The sequence below is a fragment of the Prosthecobacter sp. genome (assembly GCF_044226605.1).
In the GTDB taxonomy this organism is placed as follows: domain Bacteria; phylum Verrucomicrobiota; class Verrucomicrobiia; order Verrucomicrobiales; family Verrucomicrobiaceae; genus Prosthecobacter.
Map to the genome: position 1 here is coordinate 1 of NZ_JBGAGS010000001.1, position 12,845 is coordinate 12,845.

At 60.7% G+C, this 12,845-nt stretch carries 10 protein-coding genes and 1 pseudogene; 1 reads left to right on the forward strand and 10 read right to left on the reverse strand.

Annotated features, from left to right (window positions below; translation table 11 throughout):
- Together ACILSO_RS00005 and rpsO are read right to left on the reverse strand one after the other, a co-directional pair.
- Window positions 1–830 (reverse strand): annotated as a pseudogene (locus tag ACILSO_RS00005) (polyribonucleotide nucleotidyltransferase); the annotation flags it as partial.
- A 180-nt stretch (window positions 831–1,010) separates the two neighbouring features.
- Window positions 1,011–1,271 (reverse strand): 30S ribosomal protein S15, encoded by a 261-nt coding sequence (gene rpsO / locus ACILSO_RS00010; RefSeq protein ID WP_395735305.1) that lies wholly within the window; start codon window positions 1,269–1,271, stop codon window positions 1,011–1,013.
- 304 nt (window positions 1,272–1,575) lie between these two features.
- Between rpsO and leuB the strand changes: the two genes are divergently transcribed.
- Window positions 1,576–2,682 (forward strand): 3-isopropylmalate dehydrogenase, encoded by a 1,107-nt coding sequence (leuB, locus tag ACILSO_RS00015; RefSeq protein WP_395735306.1) that lies wholly within the window; start codon window positions 1,576–1,578, stop codon window positions 2,680–2,682.
- A gap of 582 nt (window positions 2,683–3,264) precedes the next feature.
- Here leuB and ACILSO_RS00020 read toward each other — a convergent pair.
- Genes ACILSO_RS00020 through ACILSO_RS00055 form a run of 8 tightly spaced genes read right to left on the reverse strand, consistent with a single transcriptional unit; the run spans window position 3,265 to window position 12,797 of the window.
- Window positions 3,265–4,221, reverse strand: coding sequence for a D-2-hydroxyacid dehydrogenase (locus tag ACILSO_RS00020; RefSeq protein WP_395735307.1), 957 nt, complete (start codon window positions 4,219–4,221; stop codon window positions 3,265–3,267).
- A gap of 40 nt (window positions 4,222–4,261) precedes the next feature.
- Window positions 4,262–6,769: a VWA domain-containing protein gene (locus ACILSO_RS00025; protein WP_395735308.1), complete on the reverse strand. Its 2,508-nt coding sequence runs from the start codon at window positions 6,767–6,769 to the stop codon at window positions 4,262–4,264.
- Window positions 6,766–7,251, reverse strand: a complete 486-nt coding sequence (locus ACILSO_RS00030) for a hypothetical protein (protein ID WP_395735709.1) — start codon at window positions 7,249–7,251, stop codon at window positions 6,766–6,768. The genes ACILSO_RS00025 and ACILSO_RS00030 overlap by 4 nt, the downstream gene beginning before the upstream one ends.
- Before the next feature lie 11 nt (window positions 7,252–7,262).
- On the reverse strand, window positions 7,263–7,469 hold the full coding sequence (locus ACILSO_RS00035; RefSeq protein WP_395735714.1) for a hypothetical protein: 207 nt from the start codon (window positions 7,467–7,469) through the stop codon (window positions 7,263–7,265).
- Window positions 7,470–7,514: 45 nt separating this feature from the next.
- Window positions 7,515–9,224 carry a VWA domain-containing protein gene (locus ACILSO_RS00040; protein WP_395735309.1) on the reverse strand — a complete coding sequence of 570 codons (1,710 nt, stop codon included), beginning with the start codon at window positions 9,222–9,224 and terminating at the stop codon, window positions 7,515–7,517.
- Window positions 9,221–10,087 (reverse strand): DUF58 domain-containing protein, encoded by an 867-nt coding sequence (locus tag ACILSO_RS00045; RefSeq protein ID WP_395735310.1) that lies wholly within the window; start codon window positions 10,085–10,087, stop codon window positions 9,221–9,223. Before ACILSO_RS00045 ends, ACILSO_RS00040 begins: the two co-directional genes overlap by 4 nt.
- Window positions 10,084–11,064, reverse strand: coding sequence for an AAA family ATPase (locus tag ACILSO_RS00050; protein WP_395735311.1), 981 nt, complete (start codon window positions 11,062–11,064; stop codon window positions 10,084–10,086). Before ACILSO_RS00050 ends, ACILSO_RS00045 begins: the two co-directional genes overlap by 4 nt.
- A 53-nt stretch (window positions 11,065–11,117) precedes the next feature.
- Window positions 11,118–12,797: a hypothetical protein gene (locus tag ACILSO_RS00055; RefSeq protein WP_395735312.1), complete on the reverse strand. Its 1,680-nt coding sequence runs from the start codon at window positions 12,795–12,797 to the stop codon at window positions 11,118–11,120.
- Window positions 12,798–12,845: the final 48 nt, after the last annotated feature.

A 12,845-nucleotide genomic window follows, 5' to 3' on the forward strand; every position in this document is an offset into this window, starting at 1 on the left:
TCGACTTCGTCCTTGAGAGCGCCGACGGCTTTGCCGCGTGCGACTTTGGAGGGGGTGTAGAGAGCGCCTTCGATACGGTCGCCAGCGACGGCGTAGGCGATTTCGAGAAGCTCGTCCTTCACCAGCATGAGAGGAACTTCGCGCTTGGGCTTGCCGGCGAGCTTGGTCAGCTCTTCCTGGGCGGCGACGATCTTGGCGACTTCGCCCTGGGCGAAGTGGAGGGCTTTGACGAACTCGGCTTCAGGGAGTTCGTTGGCGGCGCCTTCGATCATGATGACGTCGGTCTTGTTGCCGACGTACACGAGGTCGAGGTCGCTGTCGAGGCGCTGGTCCTGAGTAGGATTGATGATGAACTCGCCATTGATGCGGCCGATACGGACGGCACCGACTGGGCCCGCGAAGGGGATGTCGGAAACGCAAAGAGCGGCGGAGGCGCCGTTCATGGCGCAGATGTCCGGATCGTTTTCGCCGTCAGCGCTGAGGAGGATGGCGACGACCTGGGTGTCGTAGTAGTAGCCTTTCGGGAAGAGCGGGCGCAGAGGGCGGTCCGTCATGCGGCAGGTGAGGATTTCCTTTTCCGTGGGGCGGCCTTCGCGCTTGAAGTAACCACCAGGGAAGCGGCCTGCAGCTGAGGCTTTTTCCTTGTACTCGACGGAGAGGGGGAAGAAGTCCTGGCCGTCCTTCACTTTCGTGGCGGAGACAGCGGTGACGAGGACGATGGTATCGCCCATGCGGACGGTGACGGCGCCGTCAGCGAGCTTGGCAAACTTGCCGGTTTCGATTTCGAGGGTTCCAGCACCGAGCTGGATTTTTTGGGTATGGATGGCCATAGGTTGGCGTGTGTTGTTTGTTTGGTTTTGGGGAAATTAAGATTCCAGGCTTCGGCCCGGCGGAGGTACGTCAGTGCGCACCAAGCAGCATGAACATCGGCTGAGCCGACATGCGTGAGGAAGCCAGAAACAGAAAAAAGGGGGCGATGTGCGAGACATCACCCCCCTTTTGAAATTCTGCTAGCGGCGGAGACCGAGGCTCTTGAGCAGCTTTAAATAGCGCTCGTTGGCGGTCAGCTTGAGGTAGTCAAGAAGCTTGCGACGACGTGCAACCATCTGAAGGAGGCCGCGACGTGTGGAATGATCTTTCTCATGCGCGGCGAGGTGCTGCGTCAGAGCGTTGATCCGCTTCGTCAAGAGGGCCACCTGGACGTCGGCGCTGCCGGTGTCTTTTTCGTGGATCTTGAAGGAGGTGGAATCGATGGTGGTTGCTTCGCTCATGGTTCTTTAAGAATGGCCGGACAACTTGTCTGGCGTGGTGATATTCTGGGATGTGGGGCCGCGAAGGAACCATAGATGGCTTCTTTGGCAAGGGGAAGTTTAAGAGAGTTTGCGGTTGTTGGCGATGGTTGGCCGGCAGGGGAGGTTTGCCATCGTTGGCGGTGGTTTGCGATTGTTTGCAGTGGTTGGGCAGAGCCGGAAGGTTGAAGAGGCGATTTTTGGAATTTTCATAATTTGGGGCGGGGACTTGCCAGGGGGGGGATTTGGATGCACTGGAAGCCCCCCCTTCCCTACCCATCTATTTATGTCACGTACGTACAAACTCGCAGTTCTCCCAGGTGATGGCATCGGCCCTGAAGTCATGGCTGAGGCGCTCAAAGTTCTTGATGCCGTTGCGGCCCGCTCTGGCCTTTCTTTTTCTTATAACCATCAGCTTGTGGGTGGTGCGGCGATCGATGCGGTGGGCAAGGCGCTGCCAGCGGAAACGGTGGCGGCTTGTGAGGCGAGCGATGCGATTTTGTTTGGCTCCGTGGGTGGTCCGAAATGGGAGAAGCTGCCGCCAAATGAGCAGCCGGAACGCGGTGCGCTGCTGCCGCTGCGCAAGCACTTTGGGCTGTTTGCGAATCTGCGTCCGGGGATCTGCTACCCGGCGCTGACTTCCTCCTCGCCGATCCGTCCGGATTTGGTGGAAGGCGGATTTGATGTGCTGTGCGTGCGCGAACTGACGGGCGGCATGTACTTCGGCCAGCCGAAAAGCCGCACGACGCTTCCGGATGGCGACATCGAGGTGATCGACACGATGGTTTATAAGAAGAGCGAGATCGTGCGCATCGCACATGTGGCGTTCAAGGCTGCGCAGCTGCGCCGCAAGCATGTGACGAGCGTGGACAAGGCGAACGTGCTGACGAACTCCGTGCTGTGGCGCGAGACGATGGTGGAAGTGGCGAAGGAATATCCTGATGTGACGCTGGCGCACCTGTATGTGGACAATGCGGCGATGCAGCTGATCAAGGCGCCACGCAGCTTTGACGTGCTGGTGACGGAGAACCTGTTTGGCGACATCCTCAGCGATGAGATGGCGATGATCGCGGGATCGCTGGGCATGCTGGCGAGTGCGAGCCTGGGCAAGCCGAAGGGCGATGGCCTCTATTTCGGTCTGTTTGAGCCTTCCGGTGGCACGGCCCCGGACATTGCGGGCATGGGCATCGCGAATCCGATCGCGCAGATTCTTTCGGTGGCGCTGCTGCTGCGTTTTGCGCTGGGCCTGGAGAAGGAAGCGGCGAGCATTGAGTCGGCGGTGAAGAAGGTGATCGATGACGGGCTGCGGACCGGGGACATCTTCAGCAACGCGCCTGGTACGAAGAAGGTGAACACGAAGGAGATCGGCGAGGCGATTATCGCGGCGCTGTGATTTGATTATGATTCCAAAATCGAACGCTGTGCTGACAGAGGAACCGCTTTTGTAGGTGCAGCGTTTGAGGTTGGAGAATGAGCCGATGGCTCTGCCGATGACTTTGGAGGAGCGGAAGGCTGACAGGAAGAGGCTTGACCGGCTGAATCCCGGGAATCGGTTTCGGCTGATGTTTGTGCAGCCGCTGCTGCTGCAAGAGGCCGTGAGCTGCACAGAGGGCCAGCCCTGATGGCGAAGGGGAAGCGTTGTCCCCTCACCCCAACCCTTTGACTCACTGCGTTCGCCTTCCGGGCTGCCTTCGGCAGTCTATCTCCGCTGCGCTACGGTTCCCCGAAGAGTAACCGGGAGCCATGTACGTCAGTGGCGTGGAGAGGGAGCGCTGCTTTGGACAGCAGCGTTTTTAGACTTCATCTGACGCAGGAATTCATCCACATCAAAATCTGTCACGACCTCGTTGCGTGCGATTTGATCCAAGCCCACCTGGATGTCGTTGCGCAGTGATTCGAACCTGATGCGATCAGGCCCGTGATACTCAGGGGACAAATCCGATGGCGGGGATGAGTTCATTCGATTTGGGATGGATCACCCATTCACCACGTTCACCGGTTTGCCTGCGAGGAAGGCTTGGAGGTTGGCGGCGGTGATGTCGATGAGGCGGGAGCGGGATTCGCGGCTGGCCCAGGCGACGTGGGGGGTGACGAGGCAGTTTTTGGCGGTGAGGAGAGGGTTGTCGGCTTTGGCGGGTTCGACGGAGAGGACGTCGAGGCCGGCGCCGGCGATGCGGCCTTCGTTGAGGGCTTTGGCGAGGGCGGGTTCATCGACGAGGGGGCCACGGCCAGTGTTGATGATCATGGCGGTGGGCTTCATGAGGCCGAGAGTGCGTTCGCCGACGAGGTGCTTGGTGGCATCGGTGAGGGGGCAGTGGAGGCTGATGACGTCGGACTGGCGGAAGATGTCGTCGATTTCGGCGGCGGTGACGCCGGCGGGAGGCGGCTCTTTCCAGGTGCGCTTGGAGGCGAGGACTTTCATGCCGAAGGCGACGGCGATGCGGGCGACGGCGCTGCCGATTTCGCCATAGCCGATGATGCCGAGGGTGCGGCCGGAGAGCTCGATAATGGGATGGTCGTAGTAGCAGAAGTCGGGGCATTTCACCCAGCCGCCATCGGCGACGCTCTGCGCGGCGTGGCCGACGTGGTTGGTCATTTCCAGCATGAGGGCGATGACGTGCTGGGCGACGGCGGGCGTGCTGTAACCGGGGACGTTGGTAACGATGATGCCACGCTCTTTGGCGGCGACGACATCGACCACATTGAAGCCAGTGGCGGTGACGCCGATGTATTTGAGATCGGGGAGTGCGGCGATGATTTCGCGGGTGAGAGGAGCTTTATTCGTGATGACGATCTCGGCACCGGAGCAGCGGGCCACGGTTTGATCAAGCGGGGTGCGGGGGTGCACTTCACACGGGGCGATGGCTTCGAGAGGCTGCCAGGAGAGGTCGCCGGGGTTTGCGGTGTGGGCGTCGAGAAGAACGATTTTCATGAGAGCCGCACCCTATGGCGACGAATTGGCGGCGCTCCACTCAAATTCGACGGAGCAAGATGCCACCGAGCAGCATGCCGAGGGCGCTCCAGGCGAACCAGTGGCCGACGGGCTGAAGCTGCTTTGCAGGCAAGAGTCCGGCGGTGATGGTGGCGGTGTCGTATTTGGCGAGGGCGGCGAGGCTCTCGGGTGTTTTGCCATTGAGGCGGTATTCGGCGGGATAGGGGGCGTGGTAGTGTTTTACTTCCAGCTTGTCGTGATCGCGGTCGTGCATGCGGAGGCTGAGGTGCTTGCGGGTGCCGATGGGAATGCGGGCTTCGTAACGACCGAGGCCGGTTTCGCGAATGGTGACGTCCTGCGTATTGCCATTTTCGTCGAGCGACTGGGCGGCCCAATGGATGCCGGAGACGGGCGTGCCATCGTCGCTGCGGCGGTCGATTTTCATGATCCATGCGCCGTCGCGGATTTCGCCGCGAGATTCCATGCCTTCGACGTCTGCTTTGCGCAAGGCACCGCGCAGGACCTGGGCCCAGAAGCGGCCGCAGCCGTCCCAGGCGAGCCATTCGCCGCCCCAGACTTCGGTGAGATCGCCGGTGTAGGCGAGGCCGATGCCGAGACCGAAACGGCCGACAGCGAGGAGAGGATCGCCATTCTCCGCGCCGAGGAGAACCTGGGCGGCGGGCTTGGCTTCGGTCATGACATAACCGAGGACGACGGGGAGGCCTTCGGCTTCGTAGCCGGCGAGCATGGGGTGCTCGGTGATGCCGATGTGGGTGAAGACGCCTTCCTGCACGGCGCTCTTCGAGGCTTGGGTGGTTTCCTTGGTGAAGATCTGCGGGAGGGTGGCGGGGTCGTTGCTTTCGTAATAGCGCCCCTTCCCTGCTTCGGCGATTTGCGCGAGGAGTTCGCGCGCCGCGCCTTCGCCGAGGCCGACGGTGGAGACGGTGACGCCGCTGTCGACAAGCTGCTGGACGAGGCCCATGTGATCGGCCTCCTGCGTCTGACCATCGGTGAGGCAGATCATGTGCTTCACTTTGGCGGTGGTGCGCTCCAGCATGTCTTTGGCGGCGACCATGCCGGTGTACATGAAGGTGCCGCCGCCTTCGGCGATGGAGTCGATGGCGGCCTGGATGGTGCCTTGTTGTGAAGCGGGAGTCATTTCGCAGATGATCTGGGCATCGCCATCGAAGGCGACGACGGCGATCTGATCCTGCGGGCCGAGAAGTTCGGCGGCGCTCTTGGCGGCCTGTCGTGCCATTTGCAAAGGCAGGCCAGACATGGAGCCGCTTTTGTCGATGACCAAGGCCATGGCGAGAGAGGGCTTTTCTTTTTCTTTTTCGAAGCGGGAAACGAGCGGGAGCACTTCTTCGACGGGGGATTTGTAGTAGCCGCCGAGGCCGAAGCTATTTTCGCTGCCGGTCATGAAGAGACCGCCGCCGAAGTCGGAGACGTAACTGCGCAGAAGGCTCATCTGGCGCGGGGTCATGTCGGTGGCGGAGATGTTGGCGAGCACGATGGCATCGAAGGAGAGCATGTCTTCCATGCCTTCGGGCAGGCCGCGTTTGCCGCGGAGATCGACATCGAAATCCTGCTCTTTGAGCGAGCGGATGAAGGGGCGCATTTTTTTCTCGTCCTGATGGATGACGAGGATGCGCGGCTTGCCACGGACGGTGATGGTAGTGGTGGCCTGGTTGTTGATGGGGAAATGATCACGCTCGGGGACGATCTCAGCGCTCCAGACGCTGGGGCCGGGGGTGGTCATCTCGGTATCGAACCAGACTTTGGCATCTTCGCCGGGCTTGAGAGCGACGGTTTTTTCCTGAACGGCGACGCCTTTATTGAGAAGGCGCACACGGGTGTTCATGGGCTGATTGGCGATGACGCGCGCGGTGAGGCGGAGGACTTCACCGTGGAAGGCGAAGGGGGAGGTGCTCTCAAGAGCGACGAGGGCGGCCTCGGGTTCGCTCAAGGTTTTGAGGGTGGCGAATTTGACGTCCACGCCTTCGCGCTGGAGTTGTTCGAGGGAGGTGTCCACGCCGTTCTCGGTGTCGATGCCATCGCTGAAAACGATGAGGCGTTTGGCTTTGCCGGCGGGGAATGCGAGGCGGGCGGCGAGGAGGGAGTCGCCGAGGCGGGTGTGAGAACGGAAGGCATCATCGGCGACGCCTTTGGTCCAGTCCTCGAGCATCTTGGTGAAGTCGGGGAGCTTCTTGTCGCGCAGGCCATTGGCCATGGCGAAGAGGGAATGGGTGTCCTGCGGGCGGAGGGCTTTGATGCCAGCATCGATTTGTTTGAGGGCGTCTTTGGCGGATTCGAGATCGACGGACTGGGAGACGTCCACAAGGAAGACGACGTGGGCTTCGTCGGTTTCTTCGCCGGCATAGGGCTGGCAGAGGGCGAGCGCGAGGAGCACGACGCCGAGGATGCGGAGAGCGAAGGAGGTGGCTTTGAGGCCAGTGGGGCGGTCAACGAGAGAGCGCCAGTAGCCCCAGCCTGCGGCGAGGAGGATGAGGAGCCAGAGGAGAGGGGTGAAGGTGGTGAAGCTCATGGCTGGCGCACCCCCATCATGAAAAGGTGGTCTGGGTCGGGATGGCGAATCGGGACAAGGTCAATGGGCACCACCTGACCGTCCGGCGTAGCAATGAAATTTCCTGGGTGCGCATCAAAGACCGCCAGATCGTCATCGACACGATACCAGTCGTTTGATCGTGTCTTCACAAATCCTTCCGCCGTCATGTAGGCATCAATCAGCTTCTGAGCTGGATGATCACCCAGAATGAATGTTTGTGAAATCACCACAATCACGAGGCCCTGCTCGTCATCAAATGTGACCTCAATGATCACGTCGTCACCAAAGACCTTGTTGTGCAAGGCCATTCGAGTCAGGTATTCAAATGGCAGAGCATCCGTGCTCCCTAGGCCACCGCTGCCATAGAAAGCAGTGCGTCCAAACTGATTCGGATAAGTGTATTTGTAGATCCGACTAAAGTCAGGGTGCTTCCACGTGCGGTGCTCACGACCAAAAGCGATCTCCGTGGAGCCTAGCCGGTCACGCCATTCACAAGGTGCGCCGAAAGAGAAATGGTACCCGGCTTGTCTTGAGGATCCAACAAGTGCCTGCGTCTGAACTCGGCGTAGAGTTTCGCGTTCTCCGGATGGTTCCGCTCCATCTGGGCAAGAAATTCCAGATAGGTAGGATTGCGCTGATTCAAGCGCACTTTGCGGAGAGCGTCCGGACCTGTGACCATGGGGCAAAGATTGCTCTGATCCGGTGTGAATGTCAAACTCGGCACTCATCCGACTTTCCTCCTGTCGTAGAGGATGGACTCGGTGACGAGGACGCCGAGGGCGAGGACGAGGAGCCAGTAGCTGGGGGCTTCGCCGCTGGCGATGGGTTTGACGCTTTCTTTGAGCGTGTCGTTTTTCAGGAGGCTTTCTTCGGGGGAGACGAGGGAGGTGGCGAAGGTCCAGGAGTCGGCTTCGTGGAAGCCGGTGGTGAGCATGGGGCCGAAGGGTGTGGGATCGGCGCGGCCGGGAACGCGGGCGGAGGAGCCGGTGGCAAGCGTGGCGGGCGGCATGTCCTCGCGATGGGTGAGGTGGGCGGCGGCGTTGTGGATGAGGACGGGGAACCAGGCGCTGAGGTAGAACTGCGCGGCGAGGGGATCGAGATTTACGACGCAGACGGTCTGTGCACCCTGGCGCATGAGGTAGATCAGCGGCGGGCCGGATTCATCGGCGACGAGAACGACGGCACCGGTGGGAGCGGTAATTTGTCGGGCGCCGGCGAAGGTCATGGTCTCGGCATCGAGATAGCGAAGGAGAGGATGATCTTTGGCGAGGACTTTGGGAACGGGTGCGGCGATTTCAGCGCCGACATTGGACCACACGGTGGATGCGCCCGAGGGCTGGAAGACGACGGTGCTGATGTCGGCAGGGACTTTGCCTTTGCTGAGCATGAGTTGCGCGGTCTTGGAGTCTTGCGCGAGGGAGAGGAGCTGATCACTGCGCTCGAAGGCGCTGACGGCGTTTTGGAAGAAGAAGGGATCGTCGGCCAAAACGGCGACGGGCACGGGCTGACGTGGCGGGACGTAGAGGTAGGCGGTGTTGTCGCTTTCCAAGGAGTCTTCGAGACCGAGCGAGGCTTTCCAGCGGCCGGTGGGAGCGTCATCGAGCGTGAGGGTGATGGCGGGATTTTCGCCGGGAGTCAATGTGACGGGGATGATCTTCACCATGCGATTGGAATCGACATGAGTGAGAGTGATGTCGGTCTTAACGGGTTCGGTGAAGGAGGAAACGGGGAGGATGAAGAGGCCGAGGCGTGCGGGGCCGCCGGGAACGCTGCGGAGATCGGCGCGAGCAATGCCGATGTTTTTGGCGGAGTCGGTGATGCGCAGGACTTCGAGATTGGGCAGGCGGTCGGGGAGATCGAGGCAGCCATCGGTGATGAGGAGGACGCGGGTGTCCTTCATCCATTCGTCGCCGGGTTGCAGAGCGCGGAGGGCTTCGACGCGGGAGGGCAGTTCGGTGGGTTGGATGGCATCGACGGCTTCGAGCAGGGCTTTGCGATGGCGCGTAGGATGCTCGAGGATGCGGGTGACTTCGGCGAAAGAGGCGACGGCAGCGCGCTGAGTGCCGTTCATGCCGGCGATGAGATCGCGGGCGCGCTTCTTGGCTTTTTCGAGGCGCGTGGTGGCACCGTCTTTGGCTGACATCGAGGCGGAGTGATCGACGACGATGAGGAGGTCTTTGCGTTCATCTCCGGCGAAGTCCGGCTCTGCCAAGGCGAAGGCGATGGCGGCGAAGGCGAGGGCCATGAGGAGGAGAGAGAAGACATCGCGCAGGCGCTTGAAGAGAGCGGAGGCTTTTTTCTCGGTGAAGATTTTCTGCCAGAGGAAGAAGGCGGTGACGGGCTTTTTGCGCGGCCGGACCTTGAGGAAATAGATGGCGGCCAGCGGTGCGAGGGCCGCGAGCGTCCAGAGAAATGCTGGAGCGAGAAGCGTCATGTGACGAGACCTCCGCGACGCAGGAGATCGGTGATGACGGCTTCAAACGAAACGTCGGTATTGGTGGAGAGGAAGCCGAGGCCGCGCTTGGCGCAGGTTTGCTTCAGGCCGGTGTTCCATTCGGTGATGGCGTCTTCGTAGAGCTTGGCCTCGCGAGGGGAGATGGTGACGCGCTCGCTGCGGCCGGTTTCGACGCACTCGAGGGTGACGTCCCCTTTCCACTCACAGCGGAGATCGTTGTCGTCGAGGGTCTGAAGACAGAAGACTTCGTGCTTGTGCCATTGGAGGCGGCTGAGGCCTTCTTCGTAGCCGCCGGGGAGAAGGAAATCTGAGATGACGCAGACGAGGCCTTTGCGGCGATGGCGTGCTTCGAACTCGCGGGCGCAGGCGTTGAGGTCGGTGTTGCCGCCGAAGGTTTGTGCGGCTTCGAGAGAGCGGAGAAAAGGGATGACTTGATTGCGGCCGCGGCTTGGCTCGAACAAAGGCTGCAGGCGATCAGCGAGGCCATAGACGGCGAGGCGGTCAAGGGTATTGAGCGCGATGTAGCCGAGGGCGGCGGTGAGCTGCTTGGCGTAAGCGTGCTTCGAAGCCATGGACGGGCTGCAGTCGATGAGGAGGTAGATGGTGGCGTCTTCTTCGAGTTCGAAGAGCTTGATGAGGAGGGACTCGAACTTGGCGTAGATGCGCCAGTCGATGCTGCGGTAGTCATCGCCGAGAGAGTACTGGGCGTAGTCGGCGAAGGTGATACCCGCGCCTTTTTTGGTGCTGCGACGATCCGACTGCAACGAACCACCCAGGATCTTGCGCGCGAGCAAGTAGAGCGATTCGAGGCGGCGGATGAAGGCTGGATCGGTGAGCGTCATGCCTTCACCTTTTCGATCACATCGGCGATGACTTCGTCGGTCTTGACGCCTTCGGCCTCGCCTTCGAAGGAGAGGAGAATGCGGTGGCGGAGAGCGGGAGTGGCGGCTTTGGCGATGTCCTCGCGGGCGACGTGATAGCGGCCATCGAGGAGCGCGCGAACGCGGGCTGCGGCGAGGATGGTCTGAGCACCGCGAGGAGAGGAGCCGTGGCGCACGTATTTTTTCACGCGGTCCGTTGAATTTGCATCGGTGGGGTGGGTGGCGCGGACGATTTTGACGAGGTAGTCCTGCACGCTGGCTTCGAGAGGGACTTCGCGGACGACCTGGCCCATTTGCAGGATGTCATCGCCGGTGGCGACGGCATTGATTTCGGGTGTCGATTTGCCGCCGGTACGGTTGAGGATTTCGATGAAGTCGCCGTGGCTCGGGACGGGAACGAAGAGCTTGAAGAAGAAGCGGTCGAGCTGGGCTTCGGGGAGAGGATAAGTGCCGTCCTGCTCGATGGGATTCTGCGTGGCGAGCACGAAGAAGGGCGAGCCGAGATTGTGCGAAGTGCCGGCGACGGTGACGCGCTTTTCCTGCATGGTTTCAAGCAGGGCGGACTGGGTCTTGGGAGTGGCGCGGTTGATTTCATCTGCGAGCAGGACGTTGCAGAAGACGGGGCCGGGCTGGAACTCGAAGACTTTCTGGCCAGCGCGTTCGACGAGGATCTGGGTGCCGACGATGTCGGCGGGGAGAAGATCGGGGGTGAACTGGATGCGCTGGAATTTGAGATGGAGGGCTTTGGCGAGGGTGTTGACCAAAGCGGTCTTGCCGAGGCCGGGGACGCCTTCGAGGAGGACGTGACCGCCGCAGATCACGGCGCTCAATACCTGCTCGATGATGTCCTGCTGTCCGACGATGAATTTGGAAACTTCGGCTCGGAGTTTTTCGAAAGTCTCTTTGAAGTGAACGACGGAAGCGGGTGTATCAGGCATGTGGATAGATTGGGAGAAATGACGAACAAAGAAGCGACCTCTCAGAGTCAGCTTTACTTGGCTGCAGGTGTTGCGGCTTTTTCATCGCCGACCTGCTGGATGCCTTTGAAGTATTCCTTCACGCCTTCTTTGACTTCGGCGGGCACGTCTTCGCGCTGGATGAAACTTTCGACCTGACGCTGGAAGGCTTTTTCCTGGAGGGTGGCGGTGCGGGTGGCGCGACCGGTGCCGCTGTCTGCGGACTCGATGCTGGTGTTGCTGGGGCCGCTGCCTTTCTGGCCGGTGAGCTGATCGCGATTGCCATTGTCCTGGGTGGCTTCGCTTTCAGAGCGACGGCTTTCGACGGTGGCTGAACCGGCTTTTTTGCCAGGCTTGAGGCAGGCCTTGAGACTTTGGCATTCTTTGTCGCACATGAAGCCCTGGCATTTGCTGGTGCACTGGCCGAGCGAGAGGAGTTTCTTCATCACATCACGCTTTGCGGAGGACTGGCACATGCTCTGGCAGAGGCTTTGCAGGGCTTGATTGGCCTGGTTCTGGCAGTTCTGGCACTGGCTTTGATTTTGATTGGGATTCTGTTGCTGCTGCTGGAGCTGTTGTTCCAGATTTTGCACGGACTGCTCGAGGGCGGTCATCTGCTGGTCCATGCTTTGCTGACCCTGGCTGCCTTGCTGGCCCTGAGACTGCTGCTGATTCTGACCGCTCTGCTGAGAGTTCTGATTCTGGCTGGACTGCGATTGATTCCCCTTCCCCTGATTTCCCTGCTGGCCGGTGCGCTGCTGGAAATTGCGGGCAGCGGAGGCCATGCGCTGGGCGGCGGATTTGAGCTTGGCGAGTTCCTTCTGGGCTTCGTCAGGTTTGCGGACGTCGGCCGTGAGCTTCATCTGCTTTAGCTGCTCGGCGGCGTGGCGGTAGTTTTGCTCTTCGAGGGATTTGGAGATGGGCCTGAGCTCGGCGTTTTGCTTCATCTCCTGCGCGGCTTTGGCAAGAAGTTGCTCGGTTTCGCGCTGGCTGAGCTTTTGGGCGGCTTCGGCGATCTTGCGTTCAAGCTCGGCGTATTGGCGCATGGCCTCCTTGCGGTCTTTGGTCTCGCGCAGTTCTTTGACCCACTTCCGCCATTCGTCGGGATGGAGGAGTTCCTTCTCGTCTTCGCTGGCGGATTTGAGCAGCTCCTCAACCTGCTTTTCGAGCTCCTTGTTAATCTCGTCGCTCTTCAAGGCGGTCTCTGTTTCAAGCGCGAGGCGTTCGACGACGATGGGGGAGTTCTTTTTGAAACCCATGACGAAGCAGGACAGGAGCAGAACACCGGCGATGGTGAGCACACGCCGGGGCCACTGAACAGGAATGCTGCGCGGTGAGAGGGCTTGCACACGGACGGCGGTGGCCTCGGCCTGGAGGGCGATGAAGTCGCCTTCGCGATGCTCATCGCTGAAACCGAGGTGGGAGCTGATGGCGTCCTTCAGATTGAAAAACACATCGGCGGCACGTGCTGCCTTGCGCTGGGAGGCACGCCCGAACTGCCAGGCGACGAAGGCGATGACGGGCAGAGCGACCGCCGCGGCAAGGTAGCCGGTGGAGGGTACCGCATAACCTTGCAGCACCCAGACAAGGCACCAAAGGCTGAGCCCGGTGCCGACGACCAACAGCGAACCGCTGAAGGCCCGGACGAGCCAGGCGAGATCCAGACGGGCTTTCACAGCAGACAGAAACGCGAGGATTCGATCGTGAGCAGGCATGGGGTGCGGAATTGAATGGGTTTTACCAGAGCAAGACGTTTAAGACAA

Coding starts and splice junctions, on each gene's coding strand:
- ACILSO_RS00025 (WP_395735308.1), bottom strand. CDS start 6,769: ATGAGCTTCACCACCTTCACCCCTCTCCTCTGGCTCCTCATCCTCCTC.
- ACILSO_RS00055 (WP_395735312.1), bottom strand. CDS start 12,797: ATGCCTGCTCACGATCGAATCCTCGCGTTTCTGTCTGCTGTGAAAGCC.
- rpsO (WP_395735305.1), bottom strand. CDS start 1,271: ATGAGCGAAGCAACCACCATCGATTCCACCTCCTTCAAGATCCACGAA.
- ACILSO_RS00020 (WP_395735307.1), bottom strand. CDS start 4,221: ATGAAAATCGTTCTTCTCGACGCCCACACCGCAAACCCCGGCGACCTC.
- leuB (WP_395735306.1), top strand. CDS start 1,576: ATGTCACGTACGTACAAACTCGCAGTTCTCCCAGGTGATGGCATCGGC.
- ACILSO_RS00045 (WP_395735310.1), bottom strand. CDS start 10,087: ATGACGCTCACCGATCCAGCCTTCATCCGCCGCCTCGAATCGCTCTAC.
- ACILSO_RS00040 (WP_395735309.1), bottom strand. CDS start 9,224: ATGACGCTTCTCGCTCCAGCATTTCTCTGGACGCTCGCGGCCCTCGCA.
- ACILSO_RS00050 (WP_395735311.1), bottom strand. CDS start 11,064: ATGCCTGATACACCCGCTTCCGTCGTTCACTTCAAAGAGACTTTCGAA.
- ACILSO_RS00035 (WP_395735714.1), bottom strand. CDS start 7,469: ATGGTCACAGGTCCGGACGCTCTCCGCAAAGTGCGCTTGAATCAGCGC.